21 protein-coding genes and 1 rRNA gene are annotated in these 22,261 nt (G+C 28.9%); 12 read left to right on the forward strand and 10 right to left on the reverse strand.

Annotation, left to right across the window (positions count from 1 at the left end):
- From IO99_RS16755 to dnaA, 8 genes are all read right to left on the reverse strand, one after another.
- Positions 1 to 108: ribosomal RNA gene (locus IO99_RS16755) — 16S ribosomal RNA — on the reverse strand; the annotation flags it as partial.
- A gap of 540 nt (positions 109 to 648) precedes the next feature.
- Positions 649 to 3,192, reverse strand: a complete 2,544-nt coding sequence (gene gyrA / locus IO99_RS16760) for a DNA gyrase subunit A (protein ID WP_035135500.1) — start codon at positions 3,190 to 3,192, stop codon at positions 649 to 651.
- Positions 3,193 to 3,222: 30 nt separating this feature from the next.
- Complete coding sequence (gyrB, locus tag IO99_RS16765; protein ID WP_035135502.1) at positions 3,223 to 5,130, reverse strand: DNA topoisomerase (ATP-hydrolyzing) subunit B; 1,908 nt, start codon at positions 5,128 to 5,130, stop codon at positions 3,223 to 3,225.
- A gap of 20 nt (positions 5,131 to 5,150) precedes the next feature.
- Entirely contained in the window at positions 5,151 to 5,414 is a 264-nt protein-coding gene (gene remB / locus IO99_RS16770; protein WP_035135503.1) for an extracellular matrix regulator RemB, read from the reverse strand.
- Between the two features lie 21 nt (positions 5,415 to 5,435).
- On the reverse strand, positions 5,436 to 6,530 hold the full coding sequence (recF, locus tag IO99_RS16775) for a DNA replication/repair protein RecF (protein WP_035135506.1): 1,095 nt from the start codon (positions 6,528 to 6,530) through the stop codon (positions 5,436 to 5,438).
- Between the two features lie 137 nt (positions 6,531 to 6,667).
- Positions 6,668 to 6,874 (reverse strand): S4 domain-containing protein YaaA, encoded by a 207-nt coding sequence (gene yaaA, locus IO99_RS16780; protein ID WP_035135508.1) that lies wholly within the window; start codon positions 6,872 to 6,874, stop codon positions 6,668 to 6,670.
- A gap of 14 nt (positions 6,875 to 6,888) precedes the next feature.
- Positions 6,889 to 7,995, reverse strand: a complete 1,107-nt coding sequence (dnaN, locus tag IO99_RS16785) for a DNA polymerase III subunit beta (RefSeq protein WP_035135509.1) — start codon at positions 7,993 to 7,995, stop codon at positions 6,889 to 6,891.
- Positions 7,996 to 8,256: 261 nt separating this feature from the next.
- Positions 8,257 to 9,609, reverse strand: coding sequence for a chromosomal replication initiator protein DnaA (gene dnaA / locus IO99_RS16790; RefSeq protein ID WP_035135511.1), 1,353 nt, complete (start codon positions 9,607 to 9,609; stop codon positions 8,257 to 8,259).
- A 577-nt stretch (positions 9,610 to 10,186) separates the two neighbouring features.
- Here dnaA and rpmH point away from each other — a divergent pair.
- The 12 genes from rpmH to IO99_RS16850 all read left to right on the forward strand — a co-directional run bounded on the left by rpmH (position 10,187) and on the right by IO99_RS16850 (position 19,966).
- On the forward strand, positions 10,187 to 10,321 hold the full coding sequence (gene rpmH, locus IO99_RS16795) for a 50S ribosomal protein L34 (protein WP_035135513.1): 135 nt from the start codon (positions 10,187 to 10,189) through the stop codon (positions 10,319 to 10,321).
- A gap of 53 nt (positions 10,322 to 10,374) precedes the next feature.
- Positions 10,375 to 10,734, forward strand: a complete 360-nt coding sequence (gene rnpA, locus IO99_RS16800; RefSeq protein ID WP_035135514.1) for a ribonuclease P protein component — start codon at positions 10,375 to 10,377, stop codon at positions 10,732 to 10,734.
- Positions 10,703 to 10,915: a membrane protein insertion efficiency factor YidD gene (gene yidD, locus IO99_RS16805; RefSeq protein ID WP_414632258.1), complete on the forward strand. Its 213-nt coding sequence runs from the start codon at positions 10,703 to 10,705 to the stop codon at positions 10,913 to 10,915. Before rnpA ends, yidD begins: the two co-directional genes overlap by 32 nt.
- 21 nt (positions 10,916 to 10,936) lie before the next feature.
- Positions 10,937 to 11,596 carry a membrane protein insertase YidC gene (gene yidC, locus IO99_RS16810; RefSeq protein ID WP_035135516.1) on the forward strand — a complete coding sequence of 220 codons (660 nt, stop codon included), beginning with the start codon at positions 10,937 to 10,939 and terminating at the stop codon, positions 11,594 to 11,596.
- A 38-nt stretch (positions 11,597 to 11,634) separates the two neighbouring features.
- Complete coding sequence (gene jag, locus IO99_RS16815) at positions 11,635 to 12,261, forward strand: RNA-binding cell elongation regulator Jag/EloR (protein WP_035135518.1); 627 nt, start codon at positions 11,635 to 11,637, stop codon at positions 12,259 to 12,261.
- A gap of 99 nt (positions 12,262 to 12,360) precedes the next feature.
- Entirely contained in the window at positions 12,361 to 13,737 is a 1,377-nt protein-coding gene (gene mnmE, locus IO99_RS16820; RefSeq protein ID WP_035135520.1) for a tRNA uridine-5-carboxymethylaminomethyl(34) synthesis GTPase MnmE, read from the forward strand.
- A 10-nt stretch (positions 13,738 to 13,747) separates the two neighbouring features.
- Entirely contained in the window at positions 13,748 to 15,637 is a 1,890-nt protein-coding gene (gene mnmG / locus IO99_RS16825) for a tRNA uridine-5-carboxymethylaminomethyl(34) synthesis enzyme MnmG (protein WP_035135522.1), read from the forward strand.
- A 148-nt stretch (positions 15,638 to 15,785) separates the two neighbouring features.
- Positions 15,786 to 16,505: a 16S rRNA (guanine(527)-N(7))-methyltransferase RsmG gene (gene rsmG / locus IO99_RS16830; RefSeq protein ID WP_035135523.1), complete on the forward strand. Its 720-nt coding sequence runs from the start codon at positions 15,786 to 15,788 to the stop codon at positions 16,503 to 16,505.
- A gap of 104 nt (positions 16,506 to 16,609) precedes the next feature.
- Entirely contained in the window at positions 16,610 to 17,389 is a 780-nt protein-coding gene (locus tag IO99_RS16835) for a ParB/RepB/Spo0J family partition protein (RefSeq protein WP_035135525.1), read from the forward strand.
- A gap of 396 nt (positions 17,390 to 17,785) precedes the next feature.
- Positions 17,786 to 18,556 carry a ParA family protein gene (locus tag IO99_RS16840; RefSeq protein ID WP_035135527.1) on the forward strand — a complete coding sequence of 257 codons (771 nt, stop codon included), beginning with the start codon at positions 17,786 to 17,788 and terminating at the stop codon, positions 18,554 to 18,556.
- Between the two features lies 1 nt (position 18,557).
- A complete protein-coding gene (locus IO99_RS16845; protein ID WP_035135528.1) occupies positions 18,558 to 19,421 on the forward strand; it encodes a ParB/RepB/Spo0J family partition protein in 864 nt (287 codons plus the stop codon).
- 38 nt (positions 19,422 to 19,459) lie between these two features.
- The gene (locus IO99_RS16850) at positions 19,460 to 19,966 is read left to right on the forward strand and encodes a DUF4446 family protein (RefSeq protein WP_035135530.1); all 507 of its coding nucleotides are present in this window, start codon (positions 19,460 to 19,462) and stop codon (positions 19,964 to 19,966) included.
- A 314-nt stretch (positions 19,967 to 20,280) separates the two neighbouring features.
- On the opposite strand, the gene yyaC is transcribed toward IO99_RS16850, so the two are convergent.
- Both yyaC and IO99_RS16860 read right to left on the reverse strand, forming a co-directional pair.
- Entirely contained in the window at positions 20,281 to 20,889 is a 609-nt protein-coding gene (yyaC, locus tag IO99_RS16855; RefSeq protein ID WP_035135532.1) for a spore protease YyaC, read from the reverse strand.
- 68 nt (positions 20,890 to 20,957) lie between these two features.
- Positions 20,958 to 22,112 (reverse strand): aminotransferase class V-fold PLP-dependent enzyme, encoded by a 1,155-nt coding sequence (locus IO99_RS16860; protein WP_035135534.1) that lies wholly within the window; start codon positions 22,110 to 22,112, stop codon positions 20,958 to 20,960.
- Between the last annotated feature and the right edge of the window lie 149 nt (positions 22,113 to 22,261).

The following is a 22,261-nucleotide window of genomic DNA, read 5'->3' on the forward strand; positions in this document are numbered from 1 at the left end:
ACTCACCCGTCCGCCGCTAATCCACCCCGAAGGGCTTCATCGCTCGACTTGCATGTGTTAGGCACGCCGCCAGCGTTCGTCCTGAGCCAGGATCAAACTCTCAATTTAAAAAGTTTGAGCTATGCTCTTTTTTTCGCTGACTTGTTAAGTCATTTATTTGATAGATTTCTCTATCGGAATTAACTGGTTTTACCTTTTTCTCTGTTTAATTTTCAAAGACCATTTAATTTATCGCTTACTATTAACGACTTTTTTAGTTTACTACATAAACTTTATATTGTCAACAACTTTTCAAAAACTTTTAATTTTGATTTGATGTTTAACTGTCATTGTATCGCTCAGCGACAAAACATATCTTATCATGATTATTTAGTAAATTATTTATAATTAAATATCATTAATTAAATTTATAACTATTTTTCTTTAAAATTCATTATTTTCCTTAACTATTCATGTATTGATACACTTGGATATGTGTTTGTATCATTTGAATAGATAATAATATACATATGATATCTTACCTATATTTAAATTAACAATATATATGAATTTACATATTGCAAAACAAAACAAAAGAAAAGGACTTTCTTAAAATAGATAATTCCATTTTAAGAAAGTCCTTTTCTATTTGATAATAAATTAATCAATTTACTCTAAAGTCTTATCATCACTCTCTTCTAAGTCATCACTTTCATCTAAGTTTTCTGATAAGTTATTTTCATTGTCTACAATTCCATCTATAGACATTTGTTTATCCTCATTCTTTTCTTCTTCACTATTATAGTTAATTTTTGCAACAGCTACTATATTTACATCTTCTCCGGTTTTCATAAGAGTAACTCCCATAGCATTTCTACTAGTTGTAGATATATCACTAACGTTAATTCTTATTATTATACCATTACTGTTAATTAACATAATTTCATCTACATCTCTAACTACCCTAGCACTAACCACGTTACCTGTCTTTTCTGATATCTTATAAGTCTTGATTCCTTTTCCACCTCTTCTTTGAAGTGTGTAGTTTTCTATAGCTGTTCGTTTACCAAATCCTTTTTCACTAATTACAAGAAGTTCTTCGTCTGGTTTTGCTATTATCATTGATACAGCTATATCATCATCTCTTAATGTTATAGCCTTAACCCCTGTAGTAGTTCTTCCCATGTTTCTAACTTCTTTTTCACTAAATCTTATAGAGTATCCATACTTAGTGACAAATAATACTTCATCATCACCTTTAGTTATTCTAACTCCAACAATTTCGTCATCTTCTTTTAAGTTAATAGCATTAAGTCCATTCTTCCTAATGTTTTCAAACTTATCTAATGATGTCTTCTTAACCATTCCTGATTTAGTACCCATTAAGAGATAATTATCACTATCAAAGGTTCTTATAGACATAACTGCTTGTATATTTTCATCTGGATCTAGTGGTAGCATATTAACAATATTAGTTCCCTTAGCAGTTCTACCACCTTCTGGGATTTCATATCCTTTTAGTTTATATACCTTTCCTTTGTTTGTAAAGAATAGTATATTATTTAAAGTTGGTGTTATTAAAATATGCTCTACAAAATCATCTTCTTTAGTAGTAACCCCTTGAATACCTCTTCCACCTCTTTTTTGAGCATTATAGGTATCAGCTGGTAGACGTTTGATATATCCTCCATGGGTTAATGTTATTACTATATCATCATCATCAATTAAATCTTCATCCTCAAAGCTATAAGGATTTTTTTCTATAAGAGTTCTTCTATCATCACCATACTTTGTCTTTATTTCAACTAATTCATCTTTTATGATGTTAAGTAGAATTTCTTCACTATTAAGTATTGATTGTAAATAAGCTATTGTTTTCATTAATTCATTATACTCATCTTCAATCTTATCTCTCTCCAGTCCTGTTAATCTTTGCAATTTTAAATCTAATATAGCTTGTGCTTGCTTTTCTGAAAGATTAAACTTTTCAATTAATCCCTCTTTAGCTTCTTGAGTTGTTTTAGACGCCCTAATTAAAGATATAACTGCATCTATATGATCAAGTGCAATTCTTAATCCCTCAAGAATATGAGCTCTAGCATTAGCTTTGTCTAAATCAAAAATAGTCCTTCTTGTTATTACATCTCTTTGATGATTTAAATAATGTGTTAAAATTTGTTTTAAATTAAGTACTTTAGGTTCATTATCAACTAATGCAAGCATAATAATACCAAAAGTGTCTTGCATCTTCGTATGTTTATAAAGTCTATTTAAAACAACATTTGCATTAGCATCTCTTTTTAATTCTATAACAATTCTCATTCCATCTCTATCTGATTCGTCTCTTAAATCAGATATTCCATCTATTTTCTTTTCCTTAACTAAATTTGCTATAGATTCTATAAGATTTGCTTTATTTACCATATAAGGTATTTCTGTAACTATTATTCTATTTCTACCTTTATGCTCTTCTATTTCAGCTTTTGATCTAACTAGAACCTTTCCTCTACCAGTTTCATATGCACTTCTAATTCCACTCTTTCCAAGTATTATTCCTCCAGTAGGGAAATCTGGTCCTTTAATCTCAGACATAAAGTCCGATACAGTAACATCTGGATTATCAATAAGCATAATTACTGCATTTATAACTTCTGTAAGATTATGAGGAGGAATATTAGTAGCCATACCAACGGCTATACCTGAAGATCCATTTACAAGCAATGTTGGAAATCTTGCAGGTAATACTTCTGGCTCTTTTTCTTCTCCATCAAAGTTGGGCTTAAAATCTACCGTTTCTTTATTAATATCTCGAAGCATTTGACTTGTAATTTTACTCATCTTAGCTTCTGTATATCTCATTGCTGCAGCTCCATCACCATCAACGGAACCAAAATTTCCATGACCATCAACAAGCATATATCTTATTGAGAAACTTTGTGCCATTCTAACTAACGCATCATATACTGAGCTATCACCATGTGGGTGATATTTACCTAGTACATCTCCGACTATTCTTGCACACTTTCTATATCCTTTTTCATAAGTTATTCCTAACTCATGCATAGAGTATAGAATTCTTCTATGAACAGGCTTTAATCCATCTCTAACATCGGGTAATGCTCTTCCAACAATAACACTCATAGCATAATCTATATACGATTTTTTCATTTCTTTTTCTATATCAACTGGTATTATTTTATCTATAGTGTCCATATTTACACCTACCTTTACTATAGCCTAATACTATATATCTAAATTGCTAACCCTCTTAGCATTTTCTCTTATAAATTCTCTACGCGGGTCTACTTTATCCCCCATCAATATTGTAAATATTTCATCTGCAGCCATAGCATCCTCAACGCTTACTTTTAATAATACTCTTCCTGATGGGTCCATTGTTGTGCTCCATAATTGTTCTGGATTCATTTCTCCAAGACCTTTATATCTTTGTATATCTGTACTACTATCTTTTCCACCTATTTCTATTAACAACTTATCAAGCTCATCATCACTATAAGCATATTGTTCAATCTTGCCCTTTTTAACTTTATAAAGAGGTGGCTGTGCAATATATACATGTCCTAGGTCTATAAGGTCTCTCATAAACCTATAGAAAAATGTAAGTAGTAATGTTCTGATGTGAGCACCATCTACATCGGCATCTGTCATTATTATCACTCTATCATATCTAATTCTTGATACATCAAAATCTTTGCCAACGCCTCCACCAAATGCGGTTATCATAGATCTAATTGTATCTGATGCTAATATCTTATCAAGTCTTTGCTTTTCTATATTCATTATCTTTCCTCTAAGGGGAAGTATGGCTTGGAATCGCCTATCTCTTCCTTGCTTAGCAGAACCACCCGCAGAATCTCCCTCAACTATATAAATTTCACATTCGGATGGATCTTTAGAAGAACAATCAGCAAGTTTCCCTGGCAAAGTTGTACTCTCAAGCACTGATTTTCTTCTAGTAAGTTCACGTGCCTTTTTAGCTGCTTCCCTAGCCCTAGCTGCATTTAAACCCTTCTCTATAATGCTTTTACCTACAGTAGGATTTTCTTCTAAAAATGAACCTACAACATCTCCTACTATTGATTCTACTATTCCTCTTACTTCACTATTACCAAGCTTAGTCTTAGTTTGACCTTCAAACTGAGGATCTGTAAGCTTAACAGATATAACTGCAGTTAACCCTTCTCTAACATCTTCTCCACTTAGATTTTTATCATTTTCTTTTAAAAATCCAAACTTTTTAGCATAATCATTAAGAACTCTAGTTAATGCTGTCTTAAAACCTACTAAGTGAGTTCCACCTTCAACTGTATCTATATTATTTGCAAAGGAAAATAAATTCTCGTTATATGTGTCATTGTACTGAAATGCTAATTCTACTGAAGTTGTATTTTTTATTCCTTCTATATAGACTGGTTCATTATGAATTTTTCCTTTATTTCTATTTAAGTATTCTACAAAGGATTTTATCCCACCTTCATAATGGAACTGATTTTCTTTCTCATATCTCTCATCTGTAATTTTGATATTTATACCTTTATTAAGAAATGCTAACTCTCTTAATCTTTGAGACAGCGTATCATATTCAAATTCAATACTTTCAAATATTTCTTCATCCGGCATAAAGTGAATTATTGTTCCATGATCATCTGTATTTCCAATTTTACCAAAAGGTGTTACAGTCTTACCTCTTGAAAAACTCTGATACCATATATGCCCATCTCTTTTTACTGTAACTTCACATATCTCTGATAATGCATTAACAACAGAAGCTCCAACACCGTGAAGTCCTCCTGATACCTTGTATCCTCCGCCACCAAACTTTCCACCAGCGTGAAGTACTGTCATTATAACTTCAATGGTAGGTATATGCATTTTAGGGTGTATGCCTACTGGCATTCCTCTTCCATCATCTATTACTGTAACTGAGTTATCTTTATGAATAATAACTTGTATACTTTCACAAAAACCCGCTAATGCTTCATCTATACTATTATCAACAATCTCATAAACTAAATGGTGTAGGCCTCTGATACTAGTACTTCCAATATACATTCCAGGCCTTTTTCTAACTGCCTCAAGTCCTTCAAGGACTTGTATCTGATTTTCATCATATTTTTCATTATTAACCATAGCTATCCTCCTAACTTAACCTAAAGTTCACAGTATGACATATTAGTCCTTTTACACAAAGTAGATGATGATATAGGTGACAAATAAATCTTACTCTTCTTGTTTACTTCAGCTATAATAAATGATTTAGGTTTATCACTAGTTATACGTTCTACAAACCCATCTTCTTCTGCTAACCTTATGAACTGGCTAGTGTCTGGACTATACATAGTAGATTCTATGTCAAAAATACCTATTATATCTTTAATTGGCACAACTATACTTTCGCCTAAGTGTAAAAACATAGTATTTCCCCCCTAACTCCATCACATTATTTCTTGTATGCTTCCTTTTTCAACATTGAATATTTTCATGTTATTACCTTTTAAATATTTTTTTATTCCTGTAATTCCTGTACATGTTATTAAGGTTTGAATTCCATTTATAGATCTCAATATATATTCTTGCCTTTTTGTATCTAATTCAGACAATACGTCATCAAGTAATAACAATGGATATTCTCCTATTAATTCTTTTATTATTCGCAATGATGCAAATTTTATTGTCAAAACAGAAGTTCTTTGCTGACCTTGTGATCCAAATATCTTCACATCTATATCATTTATAAATATAGAAAAATCATCTCTATGTGGTCCTACAGATGTAATTTTTTTCTCTAAGTCTTTTTTTCTATTACTTTTAAGCAATTTATATAACTCTTCTTGCAGATTATCAATATCCTTAAGCTGCATTATATAATTAAATTTAATAAACTCACTTCCCTGAGTTATATCGTTGTGAATTTTTTTAGAGAATTCATTTAATTTTTCTATATACTTAATTCTTTGAGCTATTATGTAACTCCCAAATTCAGCTAATCTAATATCATATATATCTATCATATCTATGTCAGCGCTAAATTTCTTTAATATAATGTTTCTTTCATTTAAAACTTTTTTATACGAAGATAGATAATGGTAGTATTTTTTGTCCAGTTTGCAAAGTTCAATATCTAAAAATCGCCTTCTAAATGATGGCGAATTCTTAACAATATCTAAATCTTCTGGTGAAAATATAACTACATTAACAACACCTACCATATCTTGTAGCTTAGTTATCTTTATTGAGTTTATATTTATAGCTTTTTTCCCATCTTTAAAAAGTTTTATATTTATCTTTTTATCTAAACGTTCTTTTACCACATAAGCACTAATATACGCCTCGTTACTGTCCCAATATATAAGCTCTTTATCTTTATTAGTTCTATGTGATTTTCCAACACTCGAATAGTATAGCGACTCAAGTATATTAGTTTTTCCTTGAGCATTATCACCTTGAAAAACATTAGTTCCATCACATAATTCTAAGGTCACATTTTTATAATTTCTAAAATTTATTAAATTCAAATATCTAACATACATAAAAACACCCACCTAAAATTATATCATAATATACATTCTAAGTGTGAAAATTACTGTAAAAATATAAATATAGCTGAATCTCTTAATTATAATAACTATAAAACTCAAAAGGCTGAAATACTTATCAGCCTAACGTTTTATACAATAATATATTCTTCTTCTTGAAATTCTATTTTATCACCTATATATAGCTTTCTTCCTCTTCTTACTTCCACTTCACCATTAACCTTAACATCTTCATTTTGTATATAAAATTTAGCTTCTGACCCTAAGGTAGTAGCTCCAGTAAACTTCAAAAATGAGTCTAGCTTTATAAATTCTGTATCTATTTTTATTTCTACCATATATTTCTCACATCCTAATTATTATTAGCAACTCTTACTGGAAGTAATAAATAAACACTGTTATCACTATCTTGATTTCTTATTACACAAGGAGAAACCGTAGATGTAAATTCCATGGTTATATTTTCCTCTTCCATTGTTTTAAACACATCAATTAAATATTTAGAATTAAATGCAATTTTTATTCCCTCTCCTTGCAATATTATTTGAACTTCTTCTCTAGCCTTTCCCAATTGAGAATTCGATGTTACAACTAGGGTATCATCAGAAATATCAAATTTTACAAGATTAGTGTTTCCATCCTTCGCCATAAGTGAAGCTCTTTCTATACAACCTAAAATTTCATTTCTGTTAACCGTAACTTTTAAATTATGCTCCTTAGGAATGATAGATTCATATTTAATAAAATCTCCCTCTAATAATCTAGAGATGACTTTAGTATTTCCAAAATTAAATAATATGTGATTCTTTGTAAATGTAATTTGCACAACATCATCAGTATCTTTAAGAATTTTAGAAACTTCATTAAGTGTTTTTCCTGGTATTACTGATTCCTTATTAGATTTACAATCCATGGATTCACTCTTTAAGGCTACTCTAAATCCATCTAGTGCAACCATATTTAGTTTATTTTCTTTAACTTGAAGTAATACCCCTGTCAATATAGGTCTTGTATCATCTTGAGCAATAGCAAAAATGGTTGATTTTATCATATTTTTTAAAGTTTTTTGAGATACAGATAGCACCACATCTTCTTCTATGCTGGGTAACGTTGGATATTCTTTTGGATTTAGGTATACTAATTGAACATTAGATTTTTGGCACTTTAGTTCTACCTCATTACTATTGATTTCAGTTATTTCAACTATATCGTTAGGTAGTTTCCTTATAATTTCGCCAAATATTTTAGAGTCAAGAACCACTTCGCCTTCTTCTATAATATTGGCTGGTATTTTTGTTTCTATGCTAACTTCTATATCAGATCCAATTAACGTTAATAATCCATCTTTTGCAGATATATATATACCTTGAAGTATAGGCAATGTTGATTTACCTGTAATAGCTTTTTGAACATCTGAAATTGCTTCTTGTAATAAGCTTTTTTCTATTAAGAATTTCATAAAAAATCCTCCTCCTTATACACATATAAAATTACTATAAATAGCTTAGATAATTAAATAATATTTAGTAGTAGTAGTAGTAGGGGCTGTTGATTTGTTGATAAGTACTTCTAGGCCAATGATATCAACAATTTCTGTGTAAAATAAATTGTGGATAAACTAATTTTGAAATTCAGTAGTTATCCACAGTATTAAGAATATATTTTTTTTGAAAAGTAATCCACAATAAATCTTTTAATAATTAATAACAAATGTTATTAATTACTTTTGATTAATTCTTTTACTTAATTCAGCTATAGCTGATTGAAGGCTTTCATCTTTCTTTAGATTCTGAGAAATTTTTTCATATGCATGAATTACTGTAGTATGATCTCTACCGCCAAATTCTTCACCTATCTTGGGAAGAGAAGTATCTGTAAGCTTTCTTGAAAGGTACATAGCAATTTGTCTTGGAAAAGCAACATTTCTAGTTCTTCTTGCAGATTTGAAGTCATCTACCTTTAAGTTATAGTAACTAGAAACTATATCTTGAATTAATTCAATAGTAACTTGCCTTGAATTCCTGTTTGATATTATATCTTTTAGAGCTTCAGATGCTAAATCTACACTTATATCTTTATTTGTTAAAGAAGAATAGGCAACTATTCTTATAAGAGCACCCTCTAGTTCTCTTATGTTAGATTTAATTTGTGTAGCTATATATACCATAACTTCATTAGGAATATTTAAATTTTCTACATCAGCCTTCTTTTTTAGGATAGCAATTCTTGTTTCAAAGTCAGGTGGTTGTATATCAGCTATAAGTCCCCATTCAAATCTAGATCTTAACCTGTCTTCTAATGTAGGAATTTCCTTGGGAGGTCTATCGCTTGATAGGATTATTTGTTTATTAGCATCATGCAGAGCATTAAAGGTATGAAAGAACTCTTCTTGAGTAGATTCCTTACCGGCTATAAATTGAATATCGTCAATAAGAAGTACATCTACATTTCTGTATTTATTCCTAAATTCAACATTTTTATCATCTTTAATAGAATTAATAAGCTCATTTGTAAATTTTTCTGATGAAACATAAACTACTTTAGACTTTGAATTAACTGTCTGTATGTAACTCCCAATAGCATGCATTAAGTGTGTTTTTCCAAGTCCAACGCCTCCATAAATAAATAGCGGGTTATAAGCCTTAGCTGGAGACTCTGCTACAGCTAAAGAAGCTGCATGAGCAAATCTATTACTATTTCCTATGACGAAAGAATCAAAGGTATATTTAGGATTTAGGATTGCTGACATTTCATCATTTACAATTAAATTATGTTTGTTATTTGTATGCTTAGAGGTTGATGTATCTAAATCAGAAGCTTCCTCAGAGCTTATAACAAAGTTTATTGAATATGATTTATTGCATGCTGCTTGAATAGAATTTTTTATTAGGTCTTTATATCTATTCTCTAGGATATCCTTAGTGAAGTCATTACGAACACCAAGAGTTATAGTTGAATCAGTCATTTTTAGTGGGTCAATACTTTTTATCCAAGTATTAAAACTTACTTCGGTGAGTTCAGCTTTAAGTATTTCTAAGGCTTTTTCCCAAATTTCATTTACATAGGTGTTCATTTTATATCCTCCTCTTAAAATAGTTATATCTATAGTTAATAATAGAAAAGAGATAAAAATCCACAAGAGTATCAACAGAATAATAGATACATATAAAGTTGTTTACCATTGTTAAAATTTTTATTCACATGTTTATAATTTGTGTTTTAATAAATAGTAAATTATACTTACTAACAATATATAATTATAAGTTATACACAGGCAAAAGTGGTGAAAAACATTAAGATTTCATGTAAAAACACAAAAAAAAGAGAAAAAATAAGAGTTATTCACAGAATAATCAACAGATTGTGTATAACTTGTTCGAAAAATAACTTATCAACATCCATACATAATGATATCAAAAGATTGCATGCTATTCAATAAGTTATCCACAAAAAAAATAGTTTTGTGGAATTTTTATTAACAAGGGTGTTTAAAAACACAAAAAAATGACATATTAATAATGTTAGAAAATGTTATAAATAGTTATCTTGACATAAGAGTTACTTACATTTATAATCTAATAGTGAAACTTATAAAGTAGTGATAATTTAATTGCTATAAATGACATATAAGATGAAGGGGGTGCAAGCACATGTTCATGACTTACCAACCTAAAAAAAGACACAGAAAGAAAGAGCATGGATTCAGAAAAAGAATGAGTACTGCTTCTGGAAGAACTGTTCTTAAGAGAAGAAGACAAAAAGGAAGAAAAAAATTGACAGCATAAGGGCCGCTAATGTGGCCTTTTTCTGTAATTAAGAAAGAGAGCAACATAGAACTATGAAAGAAGAAAGGCTAAGAAAAAACCCTGAGTTTAGATTAGTATATAGAAGAGGGAAATCTTTATCTACATCTTTATTAGTGTTATACGTATTCAAAAACAATAAAGGAATTAATAGGGTAGGAATATCTGTAAGTAAAAAAGTAGGAAAGAGTGTAGTTCGTAGCAGAGTAAAGAGGCTTATAAGTGAAAGTGTTAGATTAAATAAACAAGGATTAAAGCAGGGGTATGATCTAGTCTTTGTTGCAAGAAGTGCTTCAAAGGATAAGAGTTATAAAGAAATTGAAAACTCGGTTAAATATTTATTTAAGAAATCAGGGCTTAATAATGTTGAAAAAAATATTACTATTAGTAATTAAATGTTATAGAAAATATATATCTCCTATGAAAGCGCCATGTTGCATATTTGAACCAAGCTGTTCCATATATGCAATTCAAGCTATCGAAAAATATGGCGCAATCAAAGGAGGTTTTATGGCTATTAAGAGAATTTTACGGTGTCATCCTTACCATAAGGGAGGATATGACCCTGTTAAATAGAAAGTATTAGGAGGGGTTAATTTGAATTACTTATCTGGTATATTTGTAGAAGTATTTAAATCGGTTCATAATTTTGTCCAGTTAATTACAACAAATCCAGACATATCATTCGGTATTGCAATAATAATATTTACATTGCTTGCAAGAATATGTTTATTACCATTATCGCTAAAGCAAACTAAATCCACGGCTAAAATGAGTGCAATTCAGCCTGAAATTAAAAAGGTTCAAGAAAAGTATAAAAACGATCCTCAAAGACAGCAGACTGAAATAATGAAAGTATATAAAGAAAATAATGTGTCCATGTTTGGTGGATGTTTACCAATGCTTATTCAGTTTCCAATTATGATAGCATTGTTTTATGTATTTAAATCAATAGATTATCAAGGAGCTGGATTTTTATGGATGCCAGATTTAGCACAAAAAGATCCAACAATGATATTACCAATAGTTTCAGGTTTAACAACATATTTTTCTAGTAAGGCTATGCAACCTGCTACTGGAGATGCAGCTAAACAAACTAATATGATGAATATTGGTATGTCAATTTTCTTTGGATTTATGTCATTACAATTTCCAGGAGCATTAGTACTTTACTGGACAGTAGGAAACTTAATCCAAATGGCACAATCTTTAATATTAAATAAAATTTATAAAAAGCCTAGTACTAAATCGGCATAATAAAATCATTTTATTATTGGAAGGGCGGTATCTAAAGCATGAAAAGTATTGAAATAATTGGTAGGACTGCTGAAGAAGCTATACAGAATGCCTTAAGAGAATTAAATGTTACAGAAGAAAAAGTTACCATAGAAGTATTAGAAGAAGGTAGTAAAGGATTTTTAAATATAATAGGGGTTAAGCCAGCAAAAGTTAAGGTGACACTAAAGAGAGATTATATAGGTGATGCTAAAAAGTTCTTAAGAGAGATTCTTAATGCTATGAATGTAAAAGCTGAGATTCATGTAAAAGAAGAAAATAATGAAATAAATATTAATTTAGTAGGGCCTAACATGGGGGTATTAATAGGGTATAGAGGAGAAACTTTAGACTCTCTTCAATACTTACTGAGCTTAGTGGTTAATAAGAATCATGATGAAACATACAAGAGAGTAATTCTTGATACTGTTAATTACAGACAAAACAGACAGGAAACACTTAAAAAATTGGCACTTAAAATGGGAGATAAGGTAAGAATTAATGGAAAGACTTTAAAATTAGAACCTATGAACCCATATGAAAGAAGAGTTATTCATTCAACTTTGCAAAACAATGCATATGTAACTACCCATAGTGAGGGTGATGAGCCTTATAGAAGAGTGGTTATTGAATTAAAGAAAGCCTAGCGGCTTTCTTTTTATATTTTCAAATAGTGTGATACAATAGTGATTTGTGGGTACAATTTATATTAAGTTATGTTGTAATATAAAAAAGGAGGGACTAACATGAAGGATTTTGATACAATAGGTGCTATATCAACAAGTATAGGAGAAGGTGGCATTGCCATTGTAAGAATTTCTGGAGACAAGGCTAAAGATGTTGTTGAGAAAATATTTCAAGCTAAAAATGGTCAATCAATTAAAGATATGAAAAGTTATACCATGAAATATGGGTATATAATAGATGAAAATAATAATCACGTTGATGAGGTTATAGTTTCTTTTATGAAGGGACCTAGAAGTTTTACAGCAGAGGATACTATAGAAATAAATTGTCATGGTGGGGTAGTTGCTACAAATAAGGTTTTAGAACAGATTATAAAGCAAGGGGTTAGGCTTGCTGAACCAGGAGAATTTACTAAAAGAGCTTTTTTAAATGGGAGAATAGATTTATCGCAGGCTGAAGCTGTGATTGATATAATTAATGCTAAAACTGATTTAAGTATGAAGTCAGCATTAATGCAAAGTGAAGGATTAATTTCCAAGGAAATCCGAGGATTAAGAGAAAAATTATTATCAACAATTGCACATATAGAGGCTACTGTAGATTATCCAGAAGATGATTTAGAAGAAGTAACATCTGAAATGGCTATAAGGGATTTAGATATAATAAGAAAAGAAATAAAAGGGTTTATAGAAACTGCTGAAGAAGGAAAAATATTAAGAGAAGGATTAAGTACCGTAATTGTAGGTAAGCCTAATGTAGGAAAATCATCGCTTTTAAATGCATTAACTAAAGAAAATAGAGCTATAGTTACAGATATACCTGGTACTACAAGAGATGTTATAGAGGAATATATAAATATTTCTGGAATTCCTATAAAGATTATTGATACTGCAGGAATAAGAGAAACAGATGATGTAGTAGAGAAAATTGGTGTAGAGAGATCAAGAGCTAAAATTAATGATGCGGATTTAATTATTCTTATATTAGATTCTAGTAATGAGTTAACTGAGGAAGATAAGGAAATTATTAATCATATAAGTAATAAAAAATATATGATATTATTAAACAAGAGTGATTTAAATAGTAAAATTACTCAAAAAGATTTAGAAAATATTAATTGTACCAATATATATAATATTTCAGCTAAAACAGGTGAAGGTATAGATGAGGTTAGGACAGCTATTAAAGATATGTTCTTCAAAGGAGAAATTAGTACTAACAATGTTATAATAACTAATACGAGGCATAAAGAAGCTCTTTTAAGAGCTTATGAATGTATTGAGAGTGCTATAAATACTTTAAATTATACTTTTGCTATTGACCTTGCGTCTATTGATATTAGAAATGCTTGGACATTTTTAGGTGAGATTACAGGAGATTCATTAGAAGAAAATATTATAGACAAAATATTTAAAGATTTTTGTCTAGGTAAATAGAGGTGAAATAATGAAATACTTAGCAGGAGATTATGATGTAGTTGTAGTAGGAGCTGGTCATGCTGGTTGTGAGGCTGCTTTAGCTACGGCTAGAATGGGATTAAAAACTTTAATGTGTACACTTAATCTTGATAGTTTAGCGCTTATGCCGTGTAACCCTAATATTGGGGGTACCGCAAAGGGTCATTTAGTTAGAGAAGTTGATGCATTAGGTGGAGAAATGGGAAGAAATATAGATGATACTTACATTCAGTCTAGAATGCTTAACATATCTAAAGGTCCCGCAGTTCATTCACTTAGAGCTCAAGCAGATAAAAAAAGATACTCTGAAAGAATGAAACATGTGGTAGAGACAGAGCCTAATTTAGATTTAAAACAACTTGAGGTTGTAAGTATTGATGCACCAAACAACGTGGTTAAAGGTATTCTTACTAAGTATGGAGCTTACTTTAATTGTAAATCAGTTATCTTAACAAGTGGTACTTATTTAAAATCGCAGGTAATAATAGGTGAAGTAGTGGTAAATGAAGGACCTAGTGGATTATTTCCGGCTAATGAATTATCTAAATCATTAATAGATTTAGGGATTACATTAAGAAGGTTTAAGACAGGAACACCAGCAAGAATTAATGCTAGATCAGTAGATTTTTCCAAAATGGAAGAACAAAAAGGTGATAAAGATGTAGTTCCATTTTCGTTTATGAGTGGAGATATACAAAGATCACAGGTATCTTGTTATTTAACTTATACCAATAGTAAAACCCATGATGTAATATTAAAAAATATAGATAGATCACCACTTTATAATGGATCGATAAAAAGTACAGGACCAAGATATTGTCCATCCATTGAAGATAAGGTAATGAGATTTAGAGATAAAGAAAGACATCAATTGTTTATAGAACCAGAAGGGGAAAGTACTGAAGAAATGTATGTTCAAGGGATGAGTAGTTCTCTTCCAGAGGATGTACAATTAGAGTTTTTAAGAACAATAGAAGGACTTGAAAATGTAGAGGTAATGAGAACTGGATATGCAATAGAATATGATTGCATAGACCCTACACAATTAAAATTATCATTAGAGTTTAAGCATATAGATGGATTATTTTCAGCAGGACAGGTAAATGGAAGTTCTGGTTATGAAGAAGCAGCAGGACAAGGAATTCTTGCAGGAATAAATGCATCTCTTAAAATTAAAGGAAAGGAGCCTTTAATTTTAAAAAGATCTGATGCTTATATAGGAGTTTTAGTAGATGATTTAGTTACAAAAGGAACCAATGAACCTTATAGAATGATGACTTCAAGGTCTGAATATAGACTTTTACTAAGACAAGATAATGCTGATTTAAGGTTAACGGAAATTGGTTATCAAATTGGATTAGTTAAAGATGAAAGATATAAAGCGTTCATTAAGAAAAAAGAGGATATAGATGCAGAAATAGAAAGATTGAAAAATCTTCAAATAACAGGTAAAAAAGAAGTAAATGAATTTTTATTTAAAATGGGTTCTGCAGAACTAAAAAAACCCACTTCATTATATGAATTAATTAAACGTTCAGAATTAGACTATTACAATATTAAGGGTCTAGATCCGGAAAGAAAAGAACTTAGTAGACAAGTTACGGAGCAAGTTAATATAGTATCTAAGTATGAAGGCTATATAACAAAGCAATTAGAACAAATTAGTCAATTTACTAAATATGAAAATAAATTTATACCAGAAGATTTAGACTATAATGAAGTTAAAGGATTAAGGACAGAGGCTATTCAAAAATTAGATTCAATAAAACCTGTAAATATAGGTCAAGCATCTAGAATTTCTGGAGTATCTCCAGCAGATATAAATGTTCTATTAATATTTCTTGAGCAAAGAAGAAGAAGCTTAAAAATAAACAATTAATATATAATATTTAAGAATTAGAAAAATAAGTATTTATTAATACCTACTAATTATTTAGGTTTATAATTAGTAGGTATTAGTTTAAAATAGAAATATATACATAAAATTTTATTAAAACATATAAAACTTAATTATACGGAGGATTAAAATGGAGTATTTTGATATGTTGAAAGAAGCTTGTGAGAATGAAGGATTAATCTTTGATGAAACAATGTATAATAACTTTATTCAATATAAGGCATTAATTAAAGAGTGGAATGAAAAAATTAATTTAACAGCAATAACAGAAGATGAGGAAATTATAAAAAAGCACTTCATTGATTCTATTAAAGTATTTGAATATCCATATGTAAAAGAAGCTACGAAAATTATAGATATAGGAACAGGAGGAGGGTTTCCAGGGATTCCTATGAAAATAGTAAAGCCCGAGTCTTCTATGGTGCTTTTAGATTCTTTAAATAAAAGAATAAATTTTTTAAATGAAGTTATTGATAAATTAGAGTTAAAAGATATTAAAACAATTCATGGTAGAGCAGAGGACTTTGCACAAAAGGCAGAATACAGAGAAGAATTCGATTTAGCTGTATCTAGAGCTGTTGCAAATTTAACGGTTTTATTAGAGCTATGTTTACCTTTCGTAAAGGTTGGTGGATATTTTGTAGCATTAAAAGGACCGGCTATAGAAGATGAAATAAAAGATTCTAAAGTAGCACTTAAAGTATTAGGTGGGCATATTCAAGAAATAATAGAGGTTAATATTGCAGGTAGTGATCTTAAACATAATTTGTTAGTTATAAAAAAGATTAAAGATACACCAAAAAAGTATCCAAGAAAAGCTGGAACAGCAAATAAAAATCCTATAAAATAAATTTCTAGAAATATTTATATTAATTGTTAAATATAAAGAGGAATTTTGAGATTAATATAGAATTTTAATTAAAGATAAGGAATTTCATAAAAGGATGGTATAAAATGGAAAATACTATTAATTATATAGCGGTTGATTCAATAAGTCCTAACCTTTATCAGCCAAGAAAAGTATTTGATGAAGAGTCAATACAAGAGCTTGCACAATCAATAAAGGTTTATGGGATAATTCAACCTTTATCAGTTAGGAAAATAGATGAGAATAATTATGAGCTAATCGCAGGAGAAAGAAGATTAAGAGCAGCTAAAGAAGCTGGATTATCAAAAGTCCCAGCTATAATAGCTAATATTAATGATAAGGATTCTGCTGCAATTGCATTATTAGAAAATTTGCAAAGAGAAGATTTAAATTTCTATGAAGAAGCGTTAGCATATCATAATTTAATTAAAGTACATTCTTACACTCAGGAGCAATTATCTGAGGTTATAGGTAAGAAGCAATCTACAATAGCAAATAAGCTTAGAATTTTAAAGTTAGATGAAAAAATAATTAGTACAATAATCGACAATAAATTGACAGAGAGACATGCTAGAGCATTATTAAAAATACCAACTGATGAGTTACGTAATGAAGTATTAGAAATTGTAATAAAAAATGGGCTAAATGTTAAAAAAACAGAAGAACTTATAGATAGGGAATTACTTAAATTAGCTCATACTGAAGTTGCATCAGATGGTAAAAAGAGAATAAAAGGATCATTTAGTCCAGCTATATATATTAACACTGTAAAGCAAGTTTTTGATAAATATGGGGTGGAAGCTAAATATAGATCCAAGGAATTAGATGATAGTATACAAGTTACTATAACAATAAAAAAGAAATAATATTTTTATAATACTTTTATAAAAGACTACAAAAATGTTTCACGTGAACATTTTGTAGTCTTTTATTGAACAATTAATTTTATATAATTAAAGTTAGTTTGAATAAATGAAATTTCAACAAATTTATGAATTGAAGTACTTATATGAAAAATGTACAATAAATTTATGCAATAGCATTATCAATAGTATCTAAAATAGTAAATTAATCTAAATATGTTGATAAAAAAATAAATACTTATTAATTTATGCAATAATTACTTTAAATAAAATCTGTATCAATATATAATATAAATACATAGGTAAAATAAATTTATAATGATTAAAATTATTAGTAATATAAAGTTTCTAATATATAGTAATTTGAAACAAAACCTACGATAGATAAGGGGGGAGAATATGAAGGTAATATGTATTTTCAATCAAAAAGGGGGAGTTGGAAAAACAACTACTAATATAAATTTATGCTCATATTTGGCAATGAATGGATATAAAGTTCTGTCTATAGACATAGATCCTCAAGGAAATACAACTAGCGGTATAGGATTAGATAAAAGAAAAATACATTGTTCTATGTATGATGTTTTAACAAGTAATGTTTCATTGAAAGAAATTATCAAAAAAAGTGAAATAGTGGATAACTTCTATATTGCACCTTCAACTATGACTCTAGCAGCAGCTGAAGTTGAAGTTATAAGTCAGGATCAAAGAGAAAAAGTTTTAAAAAATAAAATTGATGAAATAAAAGATGACTATGACTATATATTTATAGATTGTCCACCATCGTTAGGTGTATTAACTATTAATGCATTAACAGCATCTGACTCAGTTTTGATACCAATCCAATGTGAGTTTTATGCTCTTGAAGGTGTAGGACAATTGATGAGTACTATACAATTGATTAAGAGATATTTAAATACTGGTCTTGAAATTGAAGGTGTAATCATGAGTATGTATGATAGTAGAACTAGATTATGTAATGAAGTAGTTGAAGAAATTAAAAAATACTTTAATGATAAGGTATATGATACTTTCATACCAAGAAATGTTAAATTAGCAGAGTCACCTAGTTTTGGACTTCCTATCATGCTATATGATGATAAATGTAAGGGATCAGAAGCATTTGAAGCTTTAACGGAGGAGTTTATTAGTAGACAAGGAGGAAAATAGCATGAAGAAAACAGGAGTTTTAGGAAAAGGATTATCTTCATTAATTCCTGAAAATGACTTTCAGGACAGTAATAATGAACAGGTTATAAGTATAGATATAAATTTAATTAAGCCTAATAAGGATCAGCCGAGAAAGCATTTTGATAATGAAAAGTTAATAGAATTAGCGAATTCTATTAAGGAACATGGTATAATACAACCTATTGTTGTAAGAAAAGAAAATCAGTTTTATGTAATAATTGCAGGTGAACGTAGATGGAGAGCAGCAAAATTATTAAATTTAAAAGAAGTACCAATAATTATTAAGGAATTGTCTGATGTAGAGGTTGTACAAATTTCTTTAATAGAAAATATAATTAGAGAAGATTTAAATCCTATAGAGGAAGCTGCAGCATATAATAAGTTATTGAATGATTTTAATTTGACTCAAGAAGAAATAAGTAAACAGGTTTCAAAATCTAGAAGTGCTATTGCTAATTCATTAAGATTACTAAATCTTGATGAAAGAATACAGGGGTATTTAATTGAAGGTGTTTTATCAGAAGGACATGGGAGAGCAATATTAGCATTAGAAAATAAAGAAGATCAATATGTAGTTGCTCAGAAAGTTATTGATGAAAACCTAAATGTTAGACAAACTGAATTACTAGTTAGAAATTATTATAAAGATGATAATAACAAGTATAAAAAAATAAATAATAAATCAGAAAATGATATATATTACAAAGACATAAGAACAAAATTAGAAAATCACTTTAATACAAAAGTATGTATAAGTAATAATTCTAAAAATAAAGGAAAAATAGAAATAGAATATTATTCTCCAGAAGATTTACAAAGAATAATAGAAATTTTAGATATATAATGTTTCACGTGAAACATTTTTAGAGAGGATGAATGCTTTTGGAACAAATTATAGAATTTCTCAATGAATATAATGTATTTATAACTATAGGATTAATAATATTAGTATTCATATTAATCATTATTTTGATAATATCACTAGTCTCAACAAGTAAGATGAAAGATAAATATAGAAAAATTATGAAGGGGACTAATAATAAAAATTTAGAAGAATTATTAGTAAGCTCATTAGATAAAATTGACAATATGGAAGAAATAACAAATGAAGTTAAGGATATGTGTAATAAAACATCTAACAAAGTTTCATCTTGTGTTCAAAAGGTTGCAATGCAAAGATATAAAGCTTTTGAGGATATTGGAAGTGATTTAAGCTACTCCATTGCTCTGTTAGATGGAAGAAATAATGGTGTAATAATAACTAGTATTTATTCAAGAAATGAGAGTATTACATATGCAAAACCTATTGATGATGGGATATCTAGATATGATTTATCACAAGAAGAAAATAATGTTCTGCATCAAGCTGTCAATACTAACAAGGAATAGATTTAACAAAATAGATGAGTTATAGTAGTATAGCTCATCTATTTTATTAGATTTATATTTAGTATTTATCTATATAAGTATAAGTATTGGATAGTGTGGTAATTGGATATAAAAGTATAGTAACAAGATTATAACTTATGTATTTTAACTTGATATAAAGTAATGCAAATGAACAATTTATTTTAGGTAGAACAGTTAATTAAATCGAAGTTGATAATTAAGCTTAGCATAAAATGAATTATTTATATATTAAATAAGTAAAAAGAGATAATAAATGTTTCACGTGAAACATTTATTATCTCTTCTTTTAAGTTCTAGTCTGCATCTAAAACCTTAGGAATATATTTATTGTTAACCTTGGAGGAAGATTTACGTCCACCTATAGTTTTTATTATAGAATGGTATATTCCTGAGGAGATTACTTCAGCTAATTTCATTACAATATATAATCGAGTATTTTGAAGTACCATAAATTCTAAAGAGCCAGATATGTTAACAATTCCAACAATGCTTAAATCACCAACAGAAGGTAATTTCTTATTTAGAGCAGCTCCAGGATAAAGAGGTTTAGATTCTATTATAATTTTACCTACACTTTGAAGACCTCCTAGAGAAGCATCTATAGCTATTATATATGGATTACTATGATTCTTAAGTATTAAATCATTGGTTTCAGAAATGTTTTTTGCGTGTACAGGATTTTCTAGATTTCCATAGATAAACACCTTATCTCTAACTAAAAATTGAAGTTTATGACCTACAAGTGGACCTAAACTATCACCTGTAGATCTGTCTGTACCTATACATAAAATAACAATATCTCTATTATTTTTAACTACTGTTGTTAGTTCTTCTGAAAGAATTTCTCTTATGTCATATATAGAATTATCAGATAAAGCATCGAAAATAACTTTTTCCACCATGAGTAACACCCTCCTATATTAGAAAGTATTACCATGTAGATAAATTTAATACATCTATTATTAATTCATTACAATTTTTTAATAGAAGAATTTATACTACACAAGATATAATCTATATCTTTATCATCATTAAAATATCCAAAACTAAAACGTAAAGTTCCATTAGGATATGTTCCAATAGTTTTATGAGCCAATGGAGCACAATGGAGACCAGTTCTAGTTATAATATTATATTCAGAGTCAAGAATAAATCCAAGTTCACTGTTATCAATTTTAGAAGAGTTTACAGATATAGTTGAAGTTCTATTTTCAGTATTTAGATGTCCATAAACTTTCATTGTAGAAATATTTAATATACCATCAATGAACTTTTGTGTTAGATAATCTTCATGATCTTTAATTGTAGATAATCCTTCATTTTGGATAAAGGTTATTCCAGATAGAAGACCTGCAATACCAGGTGCATTAATAGTACCACTTTCAAATTTATCAGGTAAGAAGTTGGGTTGAATTATATCTGAGGAAACACTTCCTGTACCACCAACAATTAATGGAGAACAAATATCATTCATTTCATCATCCAGGATAAAGCCACCTATACCTTGAGGACCTAATAAACTTTTATGTCCAGTAAAGGCTAAAGCATTGCAGTTTAATTTTTGAAAATTTAAATCAAGAACGCCAGCTGTTTGAGCAGTATCTATAATGAAAAATATATTACTTTCCTTGCAAATTTGTCCGATTTTTTCTAGAGGTTGAATAGTACCAATTATATTAGAACCATGAGAAAGGGTCACAAGTTTAGTATTATGCTTGATTTTACTTTGAAAATCATCAATATCAATTTCACCTAATTTATTACATTGAATTATATCTAATTCAATTATTCCTTTAGATTTTAATTCATTTAATGTTCTAAGGGTACTGTTATGATCCATGGAAGATGTTATAACATGCCATCCAGGTTTAACTATACCTTTAATTAAAATGTTTAAGGACATAGTAATATTAGATGTAAATATTACATTTTTAGTATCAGGAAAATTAAAAAAATCACATAAAGCATTTCTACACTGGAATATAACTTTATTTCCTTTTAGAGATGAAGTAGATGCACCTCTTCCAGGATTACCGCCTATATTTCTCATATAATTTAGTATATCATTATAAACACAATCTGGTTTAGGAAAAGATGTAGCTGCATTATCTGCATAAATTTGCATAGTATTACCTCCTAGGTTGAATTTATCATATTTAGATATATAATAAGTAAAATTTATATATTATAAATTTAGATATGATATATTCTATAGATTTGATATAATTAGTATGTTAATAAAGATTGTATTATAGTAAGTTGGTATAACACAAT

This window comes from Clostridium sulfidigenes, assembly GCF_000732635.1.
Taxonomy (GTDB): domain Bacteria; phylum Bacillota; class Clostridia; order Clostridiales; family Clostridiaceae; genus Clostridium_J; species Clostridium_J sulfidigenes.